Raw genomic sequence first — 21,989 nt, forward strand, 5'->3', positions numbered from 1 at the left:
CCCCGCCGCACCCCGCCGCAGCCCGCCCAAAGGGGCCCCGCACCCGGGCTTACGGCACGGTTCACTTCCCGTTCACCCTCTTCGGTCGACGGCTTCACCTGTTCTGCCTAATTTCGGACGTACACGGTGCTCGGAGCACAGCGACGCACCACCAACCGACACACGCCGCCGTAGAACGTTCAGGACACTCGGTCCGCGACAAGGCGGCTTCTGGAAGGAACACCCGAAAGTGAAGCTTTCGCGCAAGAACGGGCTTCGCGCCTCTGCGATCGGTGCCCTCGTCGTCTCCGGTGCGCTCGTCCTCTCGGCGTGTGGCTCGGACGACAACACGGAGACCCCGGCCAAGGAGGGCGGCACCAAGTCCGCCACCGCCGCGTCGAGCATCGCGTGCGAGGGCGCCAAGGGCCAGCTCCTCGCCGCCGGCTCCAGCGCGCAGAAGAACGCGATGGACCTGTGGGTCAAGAACTTCCAGGCCGCCTGTGAGGGCGTCGAGATCAACTACCAGGGCATCGGCTCCGGTGGTGGCATCACCAAGTTCAACCAGGGCCAGGTCGCCTTCGCGGGCTCCGACTCCGCCCTGAAGGAGGAAGAGGTCGCCGAGTCGCAGAAGATCTGCAAGGGCGGCAAGGGTGTCAACCTCCCGATGGTCGGCGGCCCCATCGCCGTCGGCTACAAGCTGGAGGGCGTGGACAACCTCGTCCTGGACGCCTCCACGATCGCCAAGATCTTCGACAACAAGATCACCAAGTGGAACGACCCGGCGATCGCCAAGCTGAACCCGGGCGCCAAGCTCCCGGACAGCACGATCCAGGCCTTCCACCGCTCGGACGAGTCCGGCACCACCCAGAACCTGGGCAAGTACCTCTCGACCGCCGCCGCGGCAGACTGGAAGCACGACCCGAAGTCGAAGTCGTGGCCCGCCCAGGGCGGCCAGGCCGCCAACGGTTCCTCCGGCGTCGCGACCGCCGTCAAGGACGCCGAGGGCTCCATCGGCTACTTCGAGCTCTCGTACGCCACCGCGAACAAGATCTCCACCGTCAGCATCAACACCGGCGCGGCCGCCCCGGTCGCCGCCACCTCGGAGAACGCCTCCAAGGCCATCGCCGCCGCCAAGGTCAAGGGCACCGGCAACGACGTCGCCCTCTCCCTCGACTACGCGACGAAGGCCGAGGGTGCCTACCCGATCGTCCTCGTCACCTACGAGATCGCCTGCGACAAGGGCAACAAGGCGGAGACCCTGCCGACCCTGAAGGCGTTCCTCAACTACACCGTGAGCGAGGAGGGCCAGAAGGTCCTCGCCGACGCCGGCTACGCCCCGCTCCCGGCCGAGATCGCCGCGAAGGTCCGCGCGATCGTCCCCACCCTGTCCTGACCCCCGGCCGGGCCCGGCCCCTCCTCCAGGGGGGCCGGCCCGGCATCCGGTGCACCGCCGCCAGGAGCCCTCACACCCGTAAGGGCACCGCAGACCGGAGAAGCAGATGGCTACCACCACACCAGACATACAGAGGAGCCGGCGCGCCAAGAGCGCGTCCCGCCCCGGGGACCGCATCTTCAGCGGTCTGTCCCGAGGCTCCGGCATCACCCTCCTCGTGATCATGGCCGCGATCGCCGGCTTCCTCACCTACCGTGCCGTCCTCGCCATCTCCAAGGACAGCACCAACTTCTTCACCACCTTCGAGTGGAACCCGGCGGGCAGCCCGCCGGTCTTCGGCATCGCCGTCCTCGCCTTCGGCACCGTCGTCTCGTCGATCATCGCGATGCTCATCGCCGTGCCCGTCGCGATCGGGATCGCGCTCTTCATCTCGCACTACGCGCCGCGCAGGCTGGCCAAGCCGCTCGCGTACGTCGTCGACCTGCTCGCCGCCGTGCCCAGCATCATCTACGGCCTCTGGGGCGCGATCTTCCTCGTCCCGTACCTCGACGGCCTGAACCTCTGGCTCGACGAGTACCTGGGCTGGACGTACCTCTTCGACAAGGCCAACGAGGGCCCCGCCCGGTCGCTCTTCACCGTGGGCATCCTGCTGGCGATCATGATCCTGCCGATCATCACCAACGTCACCCGTGAGGTCTTCCTCCAGGCCCCGAAGATGCACGAGGAAGCCGCCCTCGCCCTCGGCGCCACGCGCTGGGAGGTCATCCGCATGTCGGTGCTGCCCTTCGGCCGCTCCGGCATCATCTCCGCCTCCATGCTGGGCCTCGGCCGCGCGCTCGGCGAGACCATGGCCGTCGCCGTGGTGCTCTCCCCCAGCTTCCTGATCTCGGGCCACCTGCTCGACCCGGGCGGCGGCACCTTCGCGCAGAACATCGCCGCCAAGTTCAACGAGGCCAACGAGTACGGCCGGGACGCGCTGATCGCCTCCGGTCTCGTCCTCTTCGCCATCACCCTGCTGGTCAACGGCGCCGCACGCTGGATCATCGGCCGCCGCAAGGAGTACTCGGGGGCAGCGGCATGAGCCACGCCATTCAGGATCGTCCGGTCACCGCGGCCCCCCGCCCGGGGTCCCTCTCCCACGCCCGGCTCCCCCGCTGGACGCCGGCCGCCGTCGCCGCCGGCTCGATCGCCGCGGCGATCGGCATCGGCCTCGCCGCCGGCTGGCACAGCAAGGTCCAGTGGGGCATGATCGCCGCGCTGATCTTCGTCATCGCCACGTACGCCGTGACCACCAAGGTCGAGGGCAGCCGCCAGGCCAAGGACCGCGTCGCCACCAGCCTCGTCTGGGTGTGCTTCATCCTCGCCGTCGTCCCGCTGCTCTCCCTCGCCTGGGTCACGATCAGCAAGGGCATGGGCGTCCTCGACGGCTACTTCCTGAGCCACTCGATGAACGGCGTCCTCGACGCCGAGGCCGGCGGAGGCGTCTACCACGCGCTGCTCGGCACCATCGAGCAGGTCGGCATCGCGACCGTGATCGCCGCGCCGATCGGTCTGCTCACCGCCGTCTACCTCGTCGAGTACGGCGGCGGGAAGCTCGCCCAGGCCGTCACCTTCTTCGTCGACGTCATGACGGGCATCCCGTCGATCGTCGCCGGCCTCTTCGTCCTCGCCACCTGGAACCTGATCCTGGGCTTCGGCCCCTCCGGTTTCGCCGGCGCGATGGCCCTGTCCATCCTGATGATGCCGGTCGTGGTCCGCTCCACCGAGGAGATGCTCAAGCTCGTCCCGAACGAGCTCCGCGAGGCCTCCCTCGCCCTCGGCATCCCGAAGTGGCGCACCATCCTGAAGGTGGTCCTGCCCACCGCGATCGGCGGCATCACCACGGGCGTCATGCTCGCGGTCGCCCGTATCACCGGCGAGACGGCCCCGGTCCTGCTCCTCGTGTTCGGTACGAAGCTCATCAACCCGAACCCCTTCGAAGGCGCGCAGTCCTCCCTGCCGCTCTACGTGTACGAGCAGTTCGCGGTCGGCACCGACGCCGCGATGGCCCGTGCCTGGGGCGCCGCGCTCGTCCTGATCGCCTTCGTCATGATCCTCAACCTGGTGGCCCGCGGCATCGCCCGCTGGAAGGCCCCGAAGACCGCCCGCTGACCAGCGGCAATTGGAAGTGATTCACATGGCCAAGCGAATCGACGTCAGCGGCCTCTCCGCGTACTACGGCGCCCACAAGGCGATCGACGACATCTCGATGACCGTCGAGCCCCGCTCCGTGACGGCCTTCATCGGCCCGTCCGGCTGCGGCAAGTCCACCTTCCTGCGCACCCTGAACCGGATGCACGAGGTCACCCCCGGCGGCCGCGTCGAGGGCAAGGTGATGCTGGACGACGAGAACCTGTACGGGACGAACGTCGACCCGGTCGCCGTGCGCCGTACGGTCGGCATGGTGTTCCAGCGCCCCAACCCCTTCCCCACCATGTCGATCTTCGACAACGTGGCGGCGGGCCTGCGCCTCAACGGCAACTACAAGAAGGCCCAGCTGAGCGAGATCGTCGAGAGGTCCCTCAAGGGCGCCAACCTCTGGAACGAGGTCAAGGACCGCCTCAACAAGCCGGGCTCCGGCCTCTCCGGCGGTCAGCAGCAGCGTCTGTGCATCGCCCGCGCCATCGCGGTCGAGCCCGACGTCCTGCTGATGGACGAGCCCTGCTCGGCCCTGGACCCGATCTCGACCCTCGCGATCGAGGACCTGATCGGCGAGCTGAAGGAGCGCTTCACGATCGTCATCGTGACGCACAACATGCAGCAGGCCGCCCGCGTCTCGGACCGCACGGCCTTCTTCAACCTGGCGGCCGTCGGCCAGCCCGGCAAGCTGATCGAGCTGGACGACACCGAGCGCATCTTCTCCAACCCGAGCATCCAGGCGACCGAGGACTACATCTCCGGCCGCTTCGGATAAGGAACGTCCTACGGTGCTGCATGGCGGTGCCACCGTAAGACGAAGGGCCCGGCTCCCCCACCAGGGAGCCGGGCCCGTTTCCGTACGAGAAGTGGTCTCAGCCGAAGAACAGCTGCACCACGTAGAAACTCGTGGCGGCGACCAGAGCAGCCGCAGGCATGGTGATGAACCAGCCCAGGATGATGTTCTTGGCGACACCCCACCGCACCGCGTTGACCCGCTTGGTCGCACCCACGCCCATGATCGCGGAGGTGATGACATGGGTCGTCGAGATCGGCGCGTGGAAGAGGAACGCCGAGCCGAACATGATCGACGCGCCGGTGGTCTCCGCCGCGAAGCCCTGCGGCGGGTCCAGCTCGATGATCTTCCGGCCGAGCGTCCGCATGATGCGCCAGCCGCCCGCGTACGTACCGAGCGAGAGCATCACGGCGCACGCGATCTTCACCCACACCGGGATGTCGTCGCCCGCTTGCTGCACGTCGGCGATGACCAGGGCCATCACCACGATGCCCATCGTCTTCTGCGCGTCCTGCAGACCGTGACCGAGCGCCATGCCGGCCGCCGAGACCGTCTGCGCGATACGGAAACCGCGCTTGGCCTTGTGCGGGTTGGCCTTGCGGAACATCCACATGATCGCGCACATCACCAGGTAACCGGCCACGAGACCGACCACCGGCGAGATGAACATCGGGATGATGACCTTGTCGAGCACCCCGCCCCAGATGACCTCCGTGCCACCGGCGAGCGCCGCGCCCACCATGCCGCCGAACAGCGCGTGGGAGGATGAGGAGGGCAGACCGAAGTACCAGGTGACCAGGTTCCAGATGATCGCGCCGACGAGCGCGGCGAAGAGGATGCCCATCCCCTTGTCGCCGTGCGGCGTCTCGATCAGACCCTCACTGACCGTCTTGGCGACCCCGCTGCCCATGAAGGCACCGGCGAGGTTCATGACCGCCGCCATCGCCAGCGCGGCCCGGGGGGTCAGCGCCCGGGTCGACACCGAGGTGGCGATGGCGTTGGCGGAGTCGTGAAAGCCGTTCGTATACGTGAAGCCGAGCGCGACACCGATGGTCACGATCAGAGCGAAGGTGTCCACGAAGCTCAGGACTCCTTGACCGCGATGGTCTCCACCGTGTTGGCCACGTGCTCGAACGCGTCGGCCGCCTCTTCCAGCACGTCGACGATCTGCTTGAGCTTGAGCACCTCCATGGCGTCGTACTTGCCGTTGAAGAGCTGGGCGAGCAGCTTGCGGTGGATCTGGTCGGCCTGGTTCTCCAGCCGGTTGACCTCGATCCAGTACTCGGTCAGGTTGGACATCGTCCGCAGGTTCGGCATGGCCTCGGCGGTCAGCTCGGCCGCCCGGTTCAGAACCTCGATCTGCTGCTCGACACCCTTGGGAAGTTCCTCGACGTTGTAGAGGACGACCAGGTCGACGGCCTCCTCCATGAAGTCCATGATGTCGTCGAGGGACGACGCGAGGTTGTAGATGTCCTCGCGGTCGAAGGGTGTGATGAAGGAGGAGTTCAGCTGGTGGAAGATCGCGTGGGTGGCGTCGTCGCCGGCGTGCTCCGCTGCCCGCATCCGCTCCGCGATCTCGGCCCGGGCGGAAGGCTCCGCTCCGAGCAGTTCCATCAGGAGCTTGGAGCCCGTGACGATGTTGTCCGCGGAGGCGGCGAACATGTCGTAGAAGCTCGTCTCCCTGGGGGTCAGACGAAATCGCACGTGAGGTCCTCGGGGTGCTGGGTTTCGGTCAGGCTGATGCTAGGCGCATCATCCGGCCACGGCTAACCGGCGTCCTCTCAGTGTCGCCCATCAGGCACAGTGAACTGCACGGACCCCCGCCCGGATCGGCGGGGATCGGTACCATATACCCACGAGGGGTATACACCCCCTTAATGGACAACGGGAGGACGCCATGACGACCACCGAGACGGACCAGGTCACCCCCGAGGCCGTCGAGGCCGTCGGGCCGGCCGACCACGAGCACGGCGTGCACGGCTACCACAAGCAGAAGGACGAGCACCTCAAGCGGCTCCGCCGGATCGAGGGCCAGATCCGCGGCCTCCAGCGGATGGTCGACGAGGACGTCTACTGCATCGACATACTCACCCAGGTCTCCGCCTCGACGAAGGCACTCCAGTCCTTCGCGCTCCAGCTCCTCGAGGAGCACCTGCGGCACTGCGTCGCGGACGCGGCGGCCAAGGGGGGCGACGGCATCGACGCCAAGGTCGAGGAGGCCACGAAGGCCATCGCCCGCATGCTGCGCACCTGACGCCGGGCCGGCCGACGGAGCCGTACCGTCAGCGATCCTCCACGGCCCGCTCCGCCGCCACCCGCAGCACCTCGTCGATCCGGTCGGCGCTGAGCCGTTCCCCGTCGGCGGTCGAGGCGGCGATGATCAGTTCGCCGCAGAGTTCGATCTCGGCGAGGGCGACGCAGTCCGGGTCTGCGGGCACGGTTGCTGTACCGGGCGGGGCCACACGCATCCACCTCTTCCTGCCGGCGTCGGTCTCCCAGCGGTCTCCCAGCGTAGGGAGGACGACACGGACCGCGCATGACACGTCCGGACCATTTGCCGATGGCCCCCGCGGCAGCGGGCCAGGTCAGGCCTTGATCTTCCCGGCGTAGATGTCCCGGCGGTCCGGCAGCACCACCTCGACGCGGACCCCGAACCCGTACAACAGGGTCGTCGACGCGACCGCGACGGTACGGCCCTGGTTGCTGAAGCTGAACTGGTGGCGGACCTTCCGCAGCCGCCCCTCCCCGTCGAGATACGCGTCGAAGGGCACCGTGTCCTCGGCGAACCCTTTCGCCGCCGCGGCGAGCGCCCCGCGCAGCTGCGGCGAGGCGGCCCGGGCGGCCTGCGCCATGTCCGCGACCCCCCGGTAGTGGCTGACTTTCACCCCTGCCAGCTCGATCTCGCCGAGGTACGTGACCTTCCGGGCGCCCCGGAGCAGCTCCGCCGCGGCGGCCGGGTCGGTGGCCCCGCCCGTGACGAGGTTGCCGTCGTCGAGCGTCGTGGTGTCGACGCGGACCCATTTGTCGGCGGGCACCCCGGCCCCCCGGTTCTTCATGTAGAGGGCGCCGGGGGTGAGGAGCTCGGTGATCGGCCGGTGCCCGCTGGACCCCGCGGGGTCCTTCGGCAGCACCACCTGGAGCCGGCCGGTGCGGCGCCGGAAGTCGTAGCCGCCCTCGCCCCGGATGGTGACCCGGGTCCCGCCCGTGGCCATCTCCATGGAGGTGCTCGCCTTGGCGGTGCCGGCCTTCGTCAGGACGTCGGCGGCGCTGCGTACGGCGAGCGCGGGATCGACCGTGGGCTTCGGGTCCTCGGGGGCCGCGCACCCCGTGACCGCCGCGGTCCCGACGAGGGAGCCGACCAGGACGGCGGTGACGGCGAACGCCCCGCCTCCGCGACCGTGCGGACGCCCGTACCGCTGCACCACCATCGCCTGCCAACCCCCAACGCCTCACCGCTGTCCGCCCGGGTCCCGCCCTTCCCCGGCGCTGCGGGTCCCGGGGGGACACCCGATCCGCATAACGACGGCCGAGGCGTGCCGTCACGCGCAGTACGGTGGTGGTGTGCACGCGCAGTCCAGCCCCCACACCGCCACGACGACGGAGCGCGGCTCGTTCGCGCTGGCACGGTGCAGTTGCGGCTGGACGGGCCCGGCCCGCCGGTCCCGGGACCGCGCCCGTACGGACGCGGCGGACCACGTCCGTACGACCTCCGGCGCGGAGGCCTAGGGCTTCTGCCCGATCAGGCCGCGAGGTCGTTCCGGTCCGTCCCGGGGGCCGGGCCGCCGATACGGGGCTCGGGGATGCCGACCGCCTCCGGGCGCCGCGGCCCCTCGGCCCGGCCGGAGCGGACGAGCCGGGCGCCGAGGCCCGAGCGGGCGACGGCGGAGACCACCGGGGTGAGCAGGGCGAGCGCGAGCGGGGCGAGGAGCAGCGCGACCGCCGTACCGAGGGCGAAGCCGCCGATCACGTCGGTCGGGTAGTGGACGCCCATGTAGACCCGCGCGAAGCCCTCGGCGAGCGCGAGGCCGATGGCCGCGAGCCCGAACCTGCGGTGGGCGACGAAGACGGCGACGCCGAGGGCCATCGCCAGGGTGGCGTGGTCGCTGACGAAGGAGAAGTCGGTCTTCCCCTCGATGAGCACGTCGAGCCCCTGGTGCTCCTTGAACGGCCGGGGCCGCTCGACGAAACCGCGGATGGGGATGTTCACCAGGAGGGCGATGCCGGCGGCCAGCGGGGCCCAGACGAGCCCGGCGACGGCCGAGACGGAGTCGGCGAGGGTGCCGCGGCGGCGGACGCTCCACCAGCACCACAGGCAGACGAGAGCCATCGCGAGCATGATCCCGTACTCGCCGACGAACTCCATGACGCGGTCGAACCACGGCGGTGCGGCCTTGGCCAGCCCGTTGATGTCGTAGAGCAGGCTGACATCGGGGTTCGAACCGTCCGATGCGAGTCCAGCCATCTGCTGCGGCCCCTTGCTCTCGTGTCTGGTGGTTTCCAACCCCCGTGGTCAGCGTGGTCGGATCAGGGAACGAACCGCCTGAGGCGTACGTTCCGCTCTCTCCGGTGGATCATGATGACGTTATCGAAGAGTGACGGCGTACCGCAGCTCAGGGCCTCTGCATGACGGAGAGTTCCGGCCATGTCCGGTACGACCCACGGCCCGGCGCCCCGGCGACCCGACGGTCCGTCTGCTCGGCTCAGGCCCCCGGGAGATGGGTCGGCAGCGCCGCCGCGCCCTCCGCGGTGACCCGGGTCGCGCCGAAGTAGTCCGGGGTGTCGATCCGGTCGAAGCGGATCACCGCCCCGGTGCGCGGCGCGTCGATCATGTACCCGCCGCCGACGTAGATGCCGACGTGCCGGATGGTCCGGGAGTTGGTCAGGTCGTCGGAGAAGAAGACCAGGTCCCCGGGGAGCAACTCGTCCCTGCTCGGGTGCGGACCGGCGTTGTACTGGTCGTTGGCGACGCGCGGCAGATCGATGCCGACACTCTCGTACGCCGCCTGCGTCAGCCCGGAGCAGTCGAACCGGCCGTTCTGCGCGGCCGTGCCCGTACCGCCCCACAGGTACGGGGTGCCGAGCTTCTGCTGCGCGTAGTGGATCGCGCCCGCCGCCTGCCGGGAGGGCTCGACGCGGCCCAGGGGCCGGGCGAAGCTCTTCTCCAGGGACCGGATGATGCGCACGTAGTTCTGCGTCTCGGTGTACGGCGGAATCCCGCCATGCTTGATGACCGCGTACGCGCCCGCGTTGTACGCGGCCAGCATGTTGTTCGTCGGGTCGCCCGGCGCCTTCTTCACATAGCCGGCGAGCTCGCAGTCGTACGAGGCGGCCGACGGGATCGCGTCCTTGGGATCCCAGATGTCCCGGTCGCCGTCCCCGTCGCCGTCCACGCCGTGACCGGCCCAGGTGCCGGGGATGAACTGGGCGATGCCCCGGGCGTCGGCAGGGGAGACGGCCCGCGGGTTCCAGCCGCTCTCCTGGTAGAGCTGGGCGGCGAGCAGCGCCGGGTTGATGGCGGGGCAGAGGTTCCCCCACCGTTGCACGAGCCCCTGGTACAGCGTGGGCACCGCACCCTTGGCCAGCGCCACGGTGCCGTTCTTGGAGCTCCCGGCGCCGCCGACGAGACCGGCCGCGGCGGAGAACGTGCCGACGACGAGCAGTGCGACGAACCCGAGACAGACCCCGAGGGACCCCCCGGCCACCAGCCACCCCTTGCCAGCCCTACGCACCGTCAACCACCCCTCGGCTCATGGCAGTACGCCCCGCCGACCGAGTCTAGGCGGCGGGGGCCCCGTGGGGACGTCCACCGGTTCGACGCGGCCCCAAGAGTGCAACAACGACAATCATTGCCCGGAGTCACTCTCCGTGATACACAGAGTGACCATACGCGTCTTCGCATGGAAACCGGCCACACCACCGCAGGTCAAGACGGTCAGACCGGTCAAGTGTGCGGGGATCGGGTAAAGAGACCCGTCAAGCCGTCGCACACGGGCGGTTTCATCAGCGAAGATAGGGCGATGACCCATGCCGTCCGGCAGGGGCAACTAACTACCCAACAGGGGCGGTGAGTTACATGTACCTGGCGGCAGAGAAGGGCGACATCACCACCATCATCGGTGGAATCGCCCCGAACTGGGGGCCTTTCGGCAGTCTGGGCGCCGAAGCCAAGATCATGATCGAGGTCGTGATGGCCGTGGCCATCCTGCTCTGCCTCGGCATCGCCATCTGGGGCGCGGCCAAGCAGCGCATCGGCGCGACCGCCCTCCGCGACACGTTCAGCGCGGAACAGGGCAAGGGTCTGATCGTGGCCGGACTGACCGGCGTCTTCATCATCGGATCGCTGGGGACGCTGTTCACGATCGTGTACGGGATGGCCGTCTGATACCCCGTCGGACCCCGTCCACCTGAGATTGCGTTCCCTGATGTCCAGTCACGTTGCAGCACTGCCCGTACCGCGAACCAGTGAGGGGGCGTACCCGGCATGAGTCCCGGTGACGAGCACGACAGCTTCGGCGGCGTGGGCGGCTCGGGCCAGACCCGGACCCGCCTGCCCGAAGGCAACAGCGGCGACGTCTACGGAGGCGCCCGCCGCCCCGTCCGCAGCTCCCGCTCCCTCATCACGGTCGTGGGCGTGGTGGTCCTCCTCGTCGCGGCCATCGCCTTCGCCAACCGAGGCGGCGGCGCCCCGGCGGACACGGCGGGCACCCCACCCCGCAAGGGCGCGTCGGCGAGCGACCCCACAGCGGCGACGGGCGTCCGCCCGGTCAAGGCCAAGACCGGCACGATCCCCACGGGCTACGCCCACGACGAACAGGGAGCACAGAGCGCGGCGTCCAACTACGCGGTGGCGCTGGGCTCGGCCGAGATGTTCACACTCGCCGGGCGCGGCGAGATCGTCAGCACGGTCTACGCCTCCGACGCCGCGGCCGCCCTCCAGGACGACCTCGACAAGGCGTACGGCGACAAGGAGATCCTCGCCCGCATCGGGCTGCAGGAGGACGGCACGGCACCACGGGGCATGACGTTCGTCTCCCGGGCCGTTCCGGTGGGCGCCAAGATGGAGGACTACACCGAGGACCGGGCCACGGTGTCCGTCTGGTACACGTCGCTGTTCGGGCTCGCGGGCGAGGGCTCGAAGAACCCCGTCTCCGAGGCCTGGTACACCGACACGATCGAGCTTCGGTGGGCCGACGGCGACTGGAAGGTCACCAAGTCCACCCAGAAGGACGGCCCCGTGCCCGTCGGCCGCGACCAGAGGGCCTCCGGTGCCCAGGACATGGCGGACGCCGTCGGTCAGTTCGGAGGCTTCACCTATGCCCGGTAAGCCCCTCGTCCGCAGCGCCGGGATCACCGCCGTACTCGGTCTGGCCCAGGCGGCCGTCATGCTGTTCGCCGACCGTGCCTCCGCGGCTCCCACGCCCACCCCGAGCCCCAGCAACAACCCCTGCGAACTCCTCCGCGACTCCGCGCGGGACTACTGCGAGGGTGGCGGCGGAAGCGGCGGAGGCGGCGGCTCCACCCCTTCGGTGAACGACCCCGCCACGGCCCTGGACCCCCTCGCCTCGCTCTCCCGCGGCTGCGCCGACGCCGCCATCGCCACCATCGACTACCTCTCCAAAGCCGTCAAAGAAACCGCCGACGTCGACTTCACCAACACGGAGTTCCTCGGCCGGTACGCCATCGTCTTCGCCGCCTCCACCGTCCTCACCCTCCTCCTCTGGCTCCTCGCCGTCGCCAAGCGAGCCATCCGCGGCGTCCCCCTCACCACCGCCCTCTCCGAAGCCATCGGCTTCCTCTGGCTGACGGTCCTCGCCTCCGCCTTCACCCCCCTGATCCTCTACACCGTCGTCAACGCCACCGACGCCGTCACCGAGGTCATCGCCTCCGGCACCGGCCAGCAGACCGACGTCTTCTTCGGCAGCTTCAAGCAGGCCCTGCAGAAGGGCGACAGCATCGGTGGCGGCCCCATCATGCTGATCATCGTGTCCCTGGTGACCGTCATCGCCGCGGGCGTCCTCTACCTGGAGCTGTTCCTCCGCGCCGTCATGCTGTACGTCGGCGCGCTCCTCGGCGTCGTCGTCTACTCCGGGCTCGTCGACAAGAACATGTGGGGCCACGTCCGCCGCTGGGCCGGCATCATGATCGCGATCATCCTCGTGAAGCCGGTCATCGTGATCGTCCTGGGCCTGGCCGGCGCGCTCTCCTCCGGCACCGGCCCCGACGCGTTCTCCGCCGTCGTCTCCGGCCTCGCGATCATCCTGCTCGCGATCTTCGCCTCCGCGATGATCTACCGCTTCGTCCCCGGCTTCGGCGACGAGATCGCCGCCTCCCGCAACAATCGCCTCCACCGCGCCGGCGAGAACGCGGCCGCCGCCGTCATCTCCTCCCCCGCCTCCCTCGTCTCCCAGGGCATCAAGACCCACAGCTCCCGCGGCGACGGCGGCGGCCAGGGCTCCCAGCCCGCCCGCCCCGCCAACCCCGTCTCCGGCGGCATGGCCGCCCACAGCAGCCGCGGCGGCAGCGGCGGCGGTGCGACTCCCCCACCCCCGCCCCGTAGCAGCAGCCCCACCGCGGGAACCCCGCACAGCAACCGCAAGAACTCTGGAGGTGCAGGGCGTTGACGACCCAGTCCCAGCCGGTCGCGCCCCGCCGTACGTATCTCGTCGGCCGTGCCCGGCCGAACGCGATCGTCGGCAAGAACCGCGAGACCGGCGAGATCGCCCTGATCATCGTCGGTGCCTTCCTCGGCATGATGAGCGGACTCCTCGTCCCCCTCCTCCCCCTGCGGATCGGGCTCCTCGCCGGCCTGCCGATGCTCGCGATCGCCGCCGTGTACCTCCCGTACAAGCACCGCACGTTCTACAAGTGGTTCGAGATCAACCGCAGCTACAAGCGGATGCTCAAGCGCGGCACGGCCTACCGCTCCGTCGTCACCGAGGCCGGCACCCGCCTCGACGGCCGCGAGGTCGAGGTCGGCCCGCCGCCCGGCATCGGCCGCGTCGGCTGGCTCGCCGCCCCCTTCGGCCCCGACGAGATCGCCGTCCTCCTGCACGCCGACCGCCGCACCGTCACCGCCGCCATCGAGATCGAGGGCCCCGGCGTCGGCCTGCGCGACAGCGAGGACCAGGAAGCCCTGGTCGACCGCTTCGGCACCCTCCTCAAGCACGTCGCCAACGGCGACGGCTTCGTCACCCGCCTCCAGATGCTGGCCCGCACCCTCCCCGCCGACCCCGACGCGCACGCCAAGGACGTCGGCCAGCGCGGCGACCCGCACGCGCCCGCGTGGCTCATGGAGTCGTACGACCAACTCCAGTCGATGGTGTCCACCTCCAGCGAGCAGCACCGCGCCTACCTCGTCGCCTGCATGCACTACACGCGCGAACTCGCCGCCGAGGCCAACGCCATGGCCCGCGCCGCCAAGCACGCCTCCGGCGCCCGCCGCCTCGACCGCGACGCGGGCCTCGCCGTCGTCATGGCCCGTGAGCTCACCGACATCTGCGCCCGTCTCGCCGAGGCCGACATCCGCGTACGCCAGCCCCTCGGCCAGTCCCGCCTCGCCTCCCTCGTCCACTCCATGTACGACCCGGACCACCCCATCGACCACATCCAGGCCATGACGAAGCGAAACGCCTGGCCGGCCGAACTCGACGCGATGGAACCGACGTACCTCCAGGCCAAGACCCGCGAGTCCTCCACCCGCGCCCCCTGGTGCCACGCCACGGCCTGGGTGAAGGAATGGCCGATGACCCCCGTCGGCGTCAACTTCCTCGCCCCTCTCCTCGTCCACACCCCGGACGTGATCCGTACGGTCGCCGTGACCATGGATCTGGAGCCCACCGAGGTCGCCATCGAGCGGATGCTCACCGAGAAGACCAACGACGAGGCCGACGCCAGCCGCGCCGCCAAGATGAACCGCACGGTCGACCCGCGCGACATCGCCGCCCACGGCCGGCTCGACCAGCGGGGCGAGGACCTCGCCAGCGGCGCCGCCGGAGTGAACCTCGTCGGCTACATCACGGTGTCGTCGCGTTCCCCCGAGGCCCTGGCCCGGGACAAGCGCACGATCAGGGCATCCGCCGGCAAGTCGTACCTGAAGCTGGAGTGGTGCGACCGCGAGCACCACCGGGCCTTTGTGAACACCCTGCCGTTCGCGACCGGTATCCGCCGCTAAGGCCTAAGGGGCACAGACCGATGCGAGACCCGCTGTCCGTCCTCACCGACGCCTTCACCTCCTTCGTCTTCGGAAAGGTGGAGACGACCCGCCTGCCCGTCCGCACCTCCACCGGGCAGGCCCAGGCCGTCTACCTGCCGACGGCCGCCCCCGGCCTCGGCGACTCCGGCGTCATCATCGGCCGCGAGGTCTACAGCGGCAAGGGGTACATCTACGACCCCTTCCAGCTGTACGGGCAGCAGCTCCCCGCCCCGCACTGGCTGGTCCTCGGCGAGTCCGGCAACGGCAAGTCGGCCCTGGAGAAGACGTACGTGCTCCGCCAGCTCCGTTTCCGGGACCGGCAGGTCGTCGTCCTCGACGCCCAGGGCGAGGACGGCGTCGGCGAATGGAACCTCATCGCCCAGGAGCTGGGGATAACCCCCATCCGCCTGGACCCGATGGTCGCCAACGACTCGGGGATCCGCCTCAACCCGCTCGACCCGTCGATCACCACGACCGGGCAGCTCGCCCTGCTCCGTACGATCATCGAGGTGGCGATGGGCCACGGCCTCGACGAGCGCTCCGGCTTCGCGCTCAAGGTCGCCCACGCCTACGTCATCGACCACACCACCGACCGCCAGCCGATCCTCACCGACATCGTGGAGCGCCTCCGCCACCCCGAGGCGGAGTCGGCGGAGGCGATGAACGTCGACATAGACGATGTGCGGGCCTGGGGCCTCGATGTGGCACTGGTGTTGGACCGGCTCGTCGACGGCGACCTGCGCGGCATGTTCGACGGCCCGACGACCGTCGGCATCGACCTCGACGCGCCCCTCATCGTCTTCGACCTCTCCCACATCGACCGCAACTCCATCGCCATGCCGATCCTCATGGCGATCGTCGGCGTCTGGCTGGAACACACCTGGATCCGCCCCGACCGGAAGAAGCGCATCTTCCTCGTCGAGGAGGCCTGGCACATCATCAACAGCCCGTTCGTGGCGCAGCTGTTCCAGCGGCTGCTCAAGTTCGGCCGCCGCCTCGGCCTCTCCTTCGTCGCCGTCGTCCACCACCTCTCCGACGTCGTCGACGGAGCGGCCGCCAAGGAGGCCGCGGCGATCCTCAAGATGGCCTCCACCCGGACCATCTACGCCCAGAAGGCCGACGAGGCACGCAACACGGGCCGGGTCCTCGGCCTGCCACGCTGGGCGGTCGAGATCATCCCGACCCTCACCCCCGGCATCGCGGTCTGGGACGTCAACGGCAACGTGCAGGTGGTCAAACACCTCATCACCGAGAAGGAACGCCCGCTGGTCTACACCGACCGCGCCATGACCGAGTCCTCGGCCGTCGACCCGGAACTGGAGTGGGAGACGGAACAGCGCGCGATCCTCATCGAGCAGCAGCTGAACGGCACGTCGCAGTCGACGGTGGCGTAGATGGAGACGGCACAGAAGGGCGGGGGAGTCTCCGACGGGCTGCTGCTCAGCCTGTTCGGCCTCCTCCTCTGCCTCACGGTCCTGGTGTGGACGGCGACCGGCCTGGCCGGCCTGTTCTCCCACGGCGCCTGGCCGGACGGCATCACCCTCACGGGCACGCCGTCCGCCCTGCGCTCCCTGGTCACCGCCCCGACCGACCTCCCGGCGGCCTGGCCCACCACCCCGCCGGGCCAGCTCTCGGGATACGGGCTCTTCTGGGGCCTGCTGATCGGCGAGGCGATGATCCTGCTGGTCCTCGCCATCTTCACGCTCGGCACGGTGGCCCGCTGGCGAGCGGTCAGGGCGAACCGGAAGGCGGGAGCGTACGAACACGCCCTCGGCGCTCAAGTACGGGAGGAACGGCCCCCGTCGACACCCACCGAGGCGGTACGGGTCACTCCGCCCCGGCCGGAGGAGAGCACGGCGCCCCCAGCGGGCCAGACGCCCCTGACGGCCTCGCCGGCCCCGGCGCCCGTCTCCCCGGCCCCGGCCGCCCCCTGGCCACCGCCCACCGGCCACCCGGCGCCCGCCACAGGCCCCGTCGTCCCCGCACCGACCGCGCCCGCTCCCCACCCGGTGGCCCCCGGCCCGCCGGCCCGCACCTTCTACGGCCCCCCGGACGCCCGCCGTCCCGCCGCCGTCCAGGCGATCCAGGACGCCGAGGGCCCGGTCCTGGTCGTCACCTCCGACCCGGCCATCTGGTCCGCCACCAAGGACGCGCGCGGCAAACTCGGCCCGGTCCTCGTCCACGACCCCGGCCACCTCTGCGACACCCCCGCGCGGCTCCACTGGTCACCGTCCGAACACTGCGAGGACCCGGACGTGGCCACGGAGCGGGCCGTCGCCCTGCTCGCCCCCGTACGCCCGCACTCCCGCCTCGACGCGGCCACCGCCGACACCGCGGAAACGCTCCTGCGCTGCTGGCTGCACGCCGCCGCCGTCGACGGGCGCCCCTTCCGCCAGGTCCACCGCTGGGCCCAGGGCACCGGCGCCCACGAGCCGGTACGGATCCTCCGCAGCCACCCGAAGGCCGCCTCGGGCCACGCGGGCCTCCTGGAATCGGCCCTGACCGCCCACCCCGAAAGCCGCCGCCTGGCCCAGGAACTGACGGCACGTGCGCTCGCGGCACTGTCCTCGATCCACATCCGCGAGGCCTGCACCCCGAATCGGACGGATTCCCTGGCGCTGGCATCTTTCCTCCCCGAAGGGGGCACCCTCTACGTGGTGGGGGAACCGATCGAGGATCCCCGCACCCACCCCGGCGCGATGCCGCTCCTGACGGCGCTCGCCGCAAGCGTGGTCGAGCACGGCCGCCGCATGGCCGCACGGTCATCCGACGGTCGGCTCGACCCACCACTGACGCTCGTCCTCGACGACGTCGCCGCCGTGGCCCCGCTCCCCCAGCTCCCGCAGCTCCTCGCCACCGGCCACGACCAGGGCCTCCCGACCCTGGCGCTCCTCCGCTCCCGCGAACAGGCACGCACCCGCTGGCCGGAGACCTCCCTCAGCCACTGACGGGACCCGCCGGCCAGACCGGCCGCTCAGGCCCGCCGCAGCTCGTACTCGACCTCCATCGCCGTGTCGTGCCCCGGCACCGCCACCCGGGCCCCCGACGCCACGAACCCGAAGCGGCGGTAGAAGGCGGCAGCCCGCGCGTTCTCCTCGTGGACGTACAGGCGCACCCGCTCGACCGACACCGGAATCGACCAGGACCACTCCACACCGGCCCGGAACAACGCCTCCGTCACACCCGTCCCCCGCACCTCGGGGCGCACGTAGACGGCCACGATGTGCGTCTGTACGACCTTCGCCGGCTCCCCGAAGCGCAGCTCGTCCGACGGCCGCTCCACCAGGACCAAGATGGTGCCCACCCAACTCCCGTCCGAGGCCTCGGCCACGAACTGCCGCGCATTCCCGTCACCGCTCTCCGACGCCCCCTCGGCCCGCTCCCGCCAGAAGTCGTCCGGCCGTCCGACCGCCGCCTCGTACGTGTCGAGGAACGCGAGGTGCGCGACCGGGTCCCGCAGCGCCGTCAGCCGCAGCTCACGGGCCTTCTCCCACTCGTCGGCGCGGATGACACGTATCGAAAAGTCCATGGCCGGATCCTCCCTACGGCGCCTCCCGCGTGACAAGCGGGTTTCCTCCGTACGTCGTACCCCGGTACTACGCCCCCGCCCCGGCTCCCGCCCCCGGTCGGACGTCCCGCCGCCGCCCGCTCCCTAGCGTCGAAGCATGATCCGAGCAGAGCACCTCACCAAGCGGTACGGACCCACCACCGTCGTCCAGGACCTCAGCTTCACCGTCCGCCCCGGCGCCGTCACCGGCTTCCTCGGCCCCAACGGCGCCGGAAAGTCCACCACCCTCCGCATGATCCTCGGCCTCGACGCCCCCACCCGCGGCCACGCGACCATCGGCGGCCGCCCCTACGCCGCCCACCGCGCGCCCCTCACCCAGGTCGGCGCCCTCCTCGAAGCCCGCTCGGTGCACCCCGGCCGCTCGGCCCACCACCACCTCATGGCCCTCGCCCACACCCACGGCATCCCCCGCGCCCGCGTGGAGCGGGTTCTCGCCCTCACCGGCCTGACCCACGTCGCCCACAAACGCGTCAAGGGCTTCTCCCTCGGCATGGGCCAGCGCCTCGGCATCGCCGCCGCCCTCCTCGGCGACCCGGCCACCGTCATCCTCGACGAACCGGTCAACGGCCTCGACCCCGAGGGCGTCCTCTGGATCCGCACCCTCCTCAAGTCCCTGGCCGCCGAGGGCCGTACCGTCCTCGTCTCCTCCCACCTCATGAGCGAGATGGCCCTCACCGCCGACCACCTCATCGTCATCGGCAAGGGCCGGCTCCTCGCCGACACCACCGTCGACGAGCTCGTCCGCACCTCCGGCCACGCGACCGTCAAGGTCGTCACCCCCGAGGCCGACCGGCTGCGCACCCTGCTGCCCGGCGCCGGCATCACCGAGGAGGCCCCCGACACGCTCCTCGTCACCGGCCCGGACGCCCCGGAGATCGGCCGCACAGCCGCCGCCCACGGCCTCCCCCTCCACGAACTCACCCCCCAGGCCGCCTCCCTCGAGCAGGCGTTCATGGCCCTCACCCACGACTCCGTCGAATACCAGGGAGCCCCGGCATGACCACCACGTCGACGACCACCCCGACCCTCACCCACGCGCGCGTACTCCGCTCCGAGTGGCACAAACTGTGGACGGTCCGCTCCACCTGGATCACCGTCGTCACCGCCACCGCGCTCGTCCTCGGCGTCGGCATCCTCATGGGCGCCACCTACACCTCCGACGGCGGCGACTCGGACGTCGACACCGTCGTCCTCTCCCTCTACGGCTCCCAGCTCGGCGGCATCGCCCTCGCCGTCCTCGGCATCCTCGTCACCGCCGGCGAGTACGCGACGGGCATGGTCCGCGCCTCCCTCACCGCCGTCCCGAGACGCCTCCCGGTCCTCTGGGCGAAGGCCGCCGTCTTCACCGCCGTGACGTTCACCCTCACCTCCGTCACCGCCCTGCTGACCTTCCTCACCGCCCAGCTCTTCCTCTCCGACACCGACCAGGCCGCCTCCCTCACCGACGACGGCGTCATCGCCGCCCTCGCGGGCAACGCCGCAGGCGTCACCCTCCTCGGCGTACTCGCCCTCGGCCTCGGCGCCACCCTCCGCTCGGTCCCGGGCGCGATCGGCGCGTTCGTCGGCGGGGTGCTGATCGTCCCCGAGATCCTCGGCATGCTCCCGTACGAGGCCATGGACACCGCCGTCCGGTACTTCCCCACCCAGGCCGCAGGCGCCCTCGGCTCAGCGACCCCCATGCCGGGCGCCGCCTCCCCCGGCGCCGCCCTGCTCGCCCTGCTCCTCTGGGCGGCCGCGTCCCTCGCCGTCCCCGCCCTGTTGCTCAAGCGCCGTGACGTATGAGGATGATGACGGGGTGACCACGGAGGAGATACCGCACCCGACAGACCCGACGGGCCTGAGCCGCCACGTCCAGCGCCTGCTGACCCGCCTCCGGGCCTTCGACACCCGGCACCCCTGGCCGTGGGACGCCACGCTGACGATCCTCTGGACGGTGGCGGCGCTCGTGGACGCGGCCGGCGGCTGGCGGAACACCGCCCCCGACCCGACCCTGCCCACCTGGTTCGTGACCGTCCTCAGCCTGGGCCTCACCCTCCCCCTGTACTGGCGCCGCCGCCACCCCACGGCCGCCCTCGCCGTGATGGCCTGCGCGGCACTCGTCAGCGACGCCTCGGGCGCCTTCCTCCAGGCCTCGTACCTCCAGCTGCTCCCTGTCTTCCACATCGCGCTGATACGGCCACCCCGCGCACTCCTGTGGTGCCTGGGGCTGGTCGCGACACCGTTGGTGACGGGAGCGCTCCGTTTCTCCCGCGAGGTCTGGGACCAGCGCGTGATCCCCGCCCTGTGGGCGTACGCCCTGGTCGCCCTCCTCGGCATCGCGGTCCGCGCCCGCAGGGACTACACGGCGGGCCTCGTCGACCGGGCCCGCCGCCTGGAGATCGAACGCGACCAGGAGGTCCGCCTCGCGGCCGCGGCCGAACGCACCCGTATCGCCCGCGAGATGCACGACATCATCGGCCACAACCTCTCGGTCATCACCGGCCTGGCGGACGGCGGCCGTTACGCGGCCACCAAGAACCCCGAGCGCGCCGCCCAGGCCCTCGACGCCATCGGCACGACGAGCCGCGAGGCCCTCGGAGAACTCCGCCGCCTCCTCGGCGTCCTGCGCGACGACGAGGAAGCGGCGGTACGGGACCCCCAGCCCACCCTGGCCGACCTGGACGCCCTGATCACCGGCGTACGAAACGCAGGCCTGCCGGTACGCTTCGACCTCCGCGACGAACCAGCGGCCCAACCACTGGCCCCAGGAGCCCAACTGACGGTCTACCGGGTGGTGCAGGAAGCCCTGACGAACACCCTGAAGCACGCCGGCGAGGGCGCGAGAGCAACCGTGCTCCTCACGTACACCCCCACGGAGGTACGAGCGGAGGTCACCGACACGGGAACAGCGAAGCAACCCCCTTCCCCCGGCCAGGGACAGGGCCTCACGGGCATGCGCGAACGCGCGGCCCTCTACGACGGCACACTCGACTGCGGCCCCCTGCCGTCCGGCGGCTGGGCCGTCCGGCTCCGACTTCCCCGGGAGGACTCCCCCTCGTGACGACCGTTCTCATCGCGGACGACCAGCCGATGCAACGCTTCGGCTTCCGCATGCTGTTGGAGAGCCAGGACGACATGACCGTCGTCGGCGAGGCGTCGAACGGCGCCGAAGCGATCCGCCTGGTCGACCGCTTCCACCCGGACGTCGTCCTGATGGACATCCGGATGCCCGGTCTCGACGGCATCGAGGCCACCCGCCGCATCATCGCCACCGGCGCCCGCACCCGGATCCTGATCGTCACCACCTTCGACCTGGACGAGTACGCGTACGACGGCCTCCGCGCCGGCGCCAGCGGCTTCCTGGTGAAGGACGCCCAGCCGGAGGAGCTTCTCGCGGGCATCCGCGCGGTCGCCAGCGGCGACGCGGTCGTCGCCCCGAGCCTCACCCGCCGCCTCCTGGACGCCTACATCCACCACCTGCCGCCGTCGGCGGCGACGGCGACGACCCCGAGCCCCGAGGACCCCCGCCTCACCTCCCTGACGGACCGGGAACGCGAGATCCTCACGGTCATCGGCCAGGGCTGGACGAACACGGAGATCGCCGAGCGCCTCCACCTCGCGGAATCCACGGTGAAAACCCACGTGGGCCGCATCCTCGCCAAAACCGGCGCCCGCGACCGCGTCCAGGCGGTCATCCTGGCGTACGACACCCAACTGGTGGCGCCGGCCTGAGAGAAGCCCGGAAGGGCTCAAAAGAGCCCGTGAACGCAGAAAAGCCCCGCACCATAAGGTGCGGGGCTTTCCCACAATGATTGTTCGGCGGCGTCCTACTCTCCCACAGGGTCCCCCCTGCAGTACCATCGGCGCTGAAAGGCTTAGCTTCCGGGTTCGGAATGTAACCGGGCGT

The 21,989-nt window shown here is 70.6% G+C and carries 23 protein-coding genes and 1 rRNA gene; 16 read left to right on the forward strand and 8 right to left on the reverse strand.

Features of this window, described 5'->3' with window-relative positions; genetic code table 11:
• Positions 1-229 precede the first annotated feature (229 nt).
• The 4 genes from pstS (at position 230) to pstB (ending at position 4,325) form a co-directional block, all read left to right on the forward strand.
• On the forward strand, positions 230-1,372 hold the full coding sequence (pstS, locus tag ACIRB7_RS04935) for a phosphate ABC transporter substrate-binding protein PstS (RefSeq protein ID WP_403592358.1): 1,143 nt from the start codon (positions 230-232) through the stop codon (positions 1,370-1,372).
• Between the two features lie 106 nt (positions 1,373-1,478).
• Positions 1,479-2,453, forward strand: a complete 975-nt coding sequence (pstC, locus tag ACIRB7_RS04940) for a phosphate ABC transporter permease subunit PstC (protein ID WP_351218671.1) — start codon at positions 1,479-1,481, stop codon at positions 2,451-2,453.
• Entirely contained in the window at positions 2,450-3,523 is a 1,074-nt protein-coding gene (gene pstA / locus ACIRB7_RS04945; RefSeq protein WP_351218673.1) for a phosphate ABC transporter permease PstA, read from the forward strand. The genes pstC and pstA overlap by 4 nt, the downstream gene beginning before the upstream one ends.
• A gap of 25 nt (positions 3,524-3,548) precedes the next feature.
• Positions 3,549-4,325 carry a phosphate ABC transporter ATP-binding protein PstB gene (gene pstB, locus ACIRB7_RS04950; protein ID WP_403592363.1) on the forward strand — a complete coding sequence of 259 codons (777 nt, stop codon included), beginning with the start codon at positions 3,549-3,551 and terminating at the stop codon, positions 4,323-4,325.
• A gap of 97 nt (positions 4,326-4,422) precedes the next feature.
• Here pstB and ACIRB7_RS04955 read toward each other — a convergent pair whose 3' ends face one another.
• Complete coding sequence (locus ACIRB7_RS04955; protein WP_403592366.1) at positions 4,423-5,421, reverse strand: anion permease; 999 nt, start codon at positions 5,419-5,421, stop codon at positions 4,423-4,425.
• 5 nt (positions 5,422-5,426) lie between these two features.
• Complete coding sequence (locus ACIRB7_RS04960; RefSeq protein ID WP_403592369.1) at positions 5,427-6,047, reverse strand: DUF47 domain-containing protein; 621 nt, start codon at positions 6,045-6,047, stop codon at positions 5,427-5,429.
• Positions 6,048-6,240: 193 nt separating this feature from the next.
• On the opposite strand from ACIRB7_RS04960, the gene ACIRB7_RS04965 reads away from it, so the two are divergent.
• The gene (locus ACIRB7_RS04965) at positions 6,241-6,597 is read left to right on the forward strand and encodes a metal-sensitive transcriptional regulator (RefSeq protein WP_351218681.1); all 357 of its coding nucleotides are present in this window, start codon (positions 6,241-6,243) and stop codon (positions 6,595-6,597) included.
• Positions 6,598-6,625: 28 nt separating this feature from the next.
• Here ACIRB7_RS04965 and ACIRB7_RS04970 read toward each other — a convergent pair whose 3' ends face one another.
• Both ACIRB7_RS04970 and ACIRB7_RS04975 read right to left on the reverse strand, forming a co-directional pair.
• Entirely contained in the window at positions 6,626-6,811 is a 186-nt protein-coding gene (locus tag ACIRB7_RS04970) for a hypothetical protein (RefSeq protein ID WP_403592372.1), read from the reverse strand.
• A gap of 117 nt (positions 6,812-6,928) precedes the next feature.
• Positions 6,929-7,771: a hypothetical protein gene (locus tag ACIRB7_RS04975; RefSeq protein WP_403592375.1), complete on the reverse strand. Its 843-nt coding sequence runs from the start codon at positions 7,769-7,771 to the stop codon at positions 6,929-6,931.
• Between the two features lie 133 nt (positions 7,772-7,904).
• Here ACIRB7_RS04975 and ACIRB7_RS04980 point away from each other — a divergent pair, with 133 nt between their 5' ends.
• Positions 7,905-8,069, forward strand: coding sequence for a hypothetical protein (locus ACIRB7_RS04980; RefSeq protein WP_351218687.1), 165 nt, complete (start codon positions 7,905-7,907; stop codon positions 8,067-8,069).
• 13 nt (positions 8,070-8,082) lie between these two features.
• Here ACIRB7_RS04980 and ACIRB7_RS04985 read toward each other — a convergent pair whose 3' ends face one another.
• Positions 8,083-8,805: a phosphatase PAP2 family protein gene (locus ACIRB7_RS04985; RefSeq protein ID WP_403592378.1), complete on the reverse strand. Its 723-nt coding sequence runs from the start codon at positions 8,803-8,805 to the stop codon at positions 8,083-8,085.
• A 238-nt stretch (positions 8,806-9,043) separates the two neighbouring features.
• The gene (locus ACIRB7_RS04990) at positions 9,044-10,045 is read right to left on the reverse strand and encodes an NlpC/P60 family protein (RefSeq protein ID WP_403592381.1); all 1,002 of its coding nucleotides are present in this window, start codon (positions 10,043-10,045) and stop codon (positions 9,044-9,046) included.
• A 371-nt stretch (positions 10,046-10,416) separates the two neighbouring features.
• On the opposite strand from ACIRB7_RS04990, the gene ACIRB7_RS04995 reads away from it, so the two are divergent.
• The 6 genes from ACIRB7_RS04995 (at position 10,417) to ACIRB7_RS05020 (ending at position 17,483) form a co-directional block, all read left to right on the forward strand.
• The gene (locus tag ACIRB7_RS04995) at positions 10,417-10,725 is read left to right on the forward strand and encodes a hypothetical protein (RefSeq protein WP_017242359.1); all 309 of its coding nucleotides are present in this window, start codon (positions 10,417-10,419) and stop codon (positions 10,723-10,725) included.
• 99 nt (positions 10,726-10,824) lie between these two features.
• Positions 10,825-11,667: a hypothetical protein gene (locus tag ACIRB7_RS05000; RefSeq protein ID WP_403592384.1), complete on the forward strand. Its 843-nt coding sequence runs from the start codon at positions 10,825-10,827 to the stop codon at positions 11,665-11,667.
• Entirely contained in the window at positions 11,657-12,964 is a 1,308-nt protein-coding gene (locus tag ACIRB7_RS05005) for a hypothetical protein (protein ID WP_403592387.1), read from the forward strand. Before ACIRB7_RS05000 ends, ACIRB7_RS05005 begins: the two co-directional genes overlap by 11 nt.
• On the forward strand, positions 12,961-14,514 hold the full coding sequence (locus ACIRB7_RS05010; RefSeq protein WP_403592389.1) for an SCO6880 family protein: 1,554 nt from the start codon (positions 12,961-12,963) through the stop codon (positions 14,512-14,514). The genes ACIRB7_RS05005 and ACIRB7_RS05010 overlap by 4 nt, the downstream gene beginning before the upstream one ends.
• A gap of 20 nt (positions 14,515-14,534) precedes the next feature.
• Positions 14,535-15,929, forward strand: coding sequence for an ATP-binding protein (locus tag ACIRB7_RS05015; protein ID WP_403592392.1), 1,395 nt, complete (start codon positions 14,535-14,537; stop codon positions 15,927-15,929).
• Complete coding sequence (locus tag ACIRB7_RS05020) at positions 15,930-17,483, forward strand: type IV secretory system conjugative DNA transfer family protein (RefSeq protein WP_403592395.1); 1,554 nt, start codon at positions 15,930-15,932, stop codon at positions 17,481-17,483.
• A 26-nt stretch (positions 17,484-17,509) separates the two neighbouring features.
• Here the strand turns inward: ACIRB7_RS05020 and ACIRB7_RS05025 are convergent, their stop codons facing one another.
• Complete coding sequence (locus ACIRB7_RS05025) at positions 17,510-18,064, reverse strand: GNAT family N-acetyltransferase (protein WP_403592398.1); 555 nt, start codon at positions 18,062-18,064, stop codon at positions 17,510-17,512.
• Between the two features lie 136 nt (positions 18,065-18,200).
• On the opposite strand from ACIRB7_RS05025, the gene ACIRB7_RS05030 reads away from it, so the two are divergent.
• The 4 genes from ACIRB7_RS05030 to ACIRB7_RS05045 are packed head-to-tail and all read left to right on the forward strand — an operon-like array spanning position 18,201 to position 21,814.
• Entirely contained in the window at positions 18,201-19,103 is a 903-nt protein-coding gene (locus tag ACIRB7_RS05030) for an ATP-binding cassette domain-containing protein (protein WP_403592401.1), read from the forward strand.
• A complete protein-coding gene (locus ACIRB7_RS05035) occupies positions 19,100-19,885 on the forward strand; it encodes an ABC transporter permease (protein WP_403592404.1) in 786 nt (261 codons plus the stop codon). Before ACIRB7_RS05030 ends, ACIRB7_RS05035 begins: the two co-directional genes overlap by 4 nt.
• Positions 19,886-19,898: 13 nt before the next feature.
• Positions 19,899-21,143 (forward strand): sensor histidine kinase, encoded by a 1,245-nt coding sequence (locus ACIRB7_RS05040; RefSeq protein ID WP_403592406.1) that lies wholly within the window; start codon positions 19,899-19,901, stop codon positions 21,141-21,143.
• A complete protein-coding gene (locus ACIRB7_RS05045) occupies positions 21,140-21,814 on the forward strand; it encodes a response regulator (protein WP_403592409.1) in 675 nt (224 codons plus the stop codon). Before ACIRB7_RS05040 ends, ACIRB7_RS05045 begins: the two co-directional genes overlap by 4 nt.
• A gap of 82 nt (positions 21,815-21,896) precedes the next feature.
• On the opposite strand, the gene rrf is transcribed toward ACIRB7_RS05045, so the two are convergent.
• Positions 21,897-21,989 (reverse strand): 5S ribosomal RNA (gene rrf, locus ACIRB7_RS05050); the annotation flags it as partial.

Source organism: Streptomyces sp. NPDC093795 (assembly GCF_044764665.1).
In the GTDB taxonomy this organism is placed as follows: domain Bacteria; phylum Actinomycetota; class Actinomycetes; order Streptomycetales; family Streptomycetaceae; genus Streptomyces.

Bases quoted from the DNA above. Each gene is read 5' to 3' on its own strand.
- ACIRB7_RS04985 (WP_403592378.1), bottom strand. From the start codon at position 8,805: ATGGCTGGACTCGCATCGGACGGTTCGAACCCCGATGTCAGCCTGCTC.
- ACIRB7_RS05000 (WP_403592384.1), top strand. From the start codon at position 10,825: ATGAGTCCCGGTGACGAGCACGACAGCTTCGGCGGCGTGGGCGGCTCG.
- ACIRB7_RS04995 (WP_017242359.1), top strand. From the start codon at position 10,417: ATGTACCTGGCGGCAGAGAAGGGCGACATCACCACCATCATCGGTGGA.
- ACIRB7_RS05025 (WP_403592398.1), bottom strand. From the start codon at position 18,064: ATGGACTTTTCGATACGTGTCATCCGCGCCGACGAGTGGGAGAAGGCC.
- ACIRB7_RS04965 (WP_351218681.1), top strand. From the start codon at position 6,241: ATGACGACCACCGAGACGGACCAGGTCACCCCCGAGGCCGTCGAGGCC.
- ACIRB7_RS05035 (WP_403592404.1), top strand. From the start codon at position 19,100: ATGACCACCACGTCGACGACCACCCCGACCCTCACCCACGCGCGCGTA.
- ACIRB7_RS05005 (WP_403592387.1), top strand. From the start codon at position 11,657: ATGCCCGGTAAGCCCCTCGTCCGCAGCGCCGGGATCACCGCCGTACTC.
- ACIRB7_RS04970 (WP_403592372.1), bottom strand. From the start codon at position 6,811: ATGCGTGTGGCCCCGCCCGGTACAGCAACCGTGCCCGCAGACCCGGAC.
- ACIRB7_RS05030 (WP_403592401.1), top strand. From the start codon at position 18,201: ATGATCCGAGCAGAGCACCTCACCAAGCGGTACGGACCCACCACCGTC.
- ACIRB7_RS04975 (WP_403592375.1), bottom strand. From the start codon at position 7,771: ATGGTGGTGCAGCGGTACGGGCGTCCGCACGGTCGCGGAGGCGGGGCG.
- pstC (WP_351218671.1), top strand. From the start codon at position 1,479: ATGGCTACCACCACACCAGACATACAGAGGAGCCGGCGCGCCAAGAGC.
- pstA (WP_351218673.1), top strand. From the start codon at position 2,450: ATGAGCCACGCCATTCAGGATCGTCCGGTCACCGCGGCCCCCCGCCCG.
- ACIRB7_RS05020 (WP_403592395.1), top strand. From the start codon at position 15,930: ATGGAGACGGCACAGAAGGGCGGGGGAGTCTCCGACGGGCTGCTGCTC.
- ACIRB7_RS05015 (WP_403592392.1), top strand. From the start codon at position 14,535: ATGCGAGACCCGCTGTCCGTCCTCACCGACGCCTTCACCTCCTTCGTC.
- pstB (WP_403592363.1), top strand. From the start codon at position 3,549: ATGGCCAAGCGAATCGACGTCAGCGGCCTCTCCGCGTACTACGGCGCC.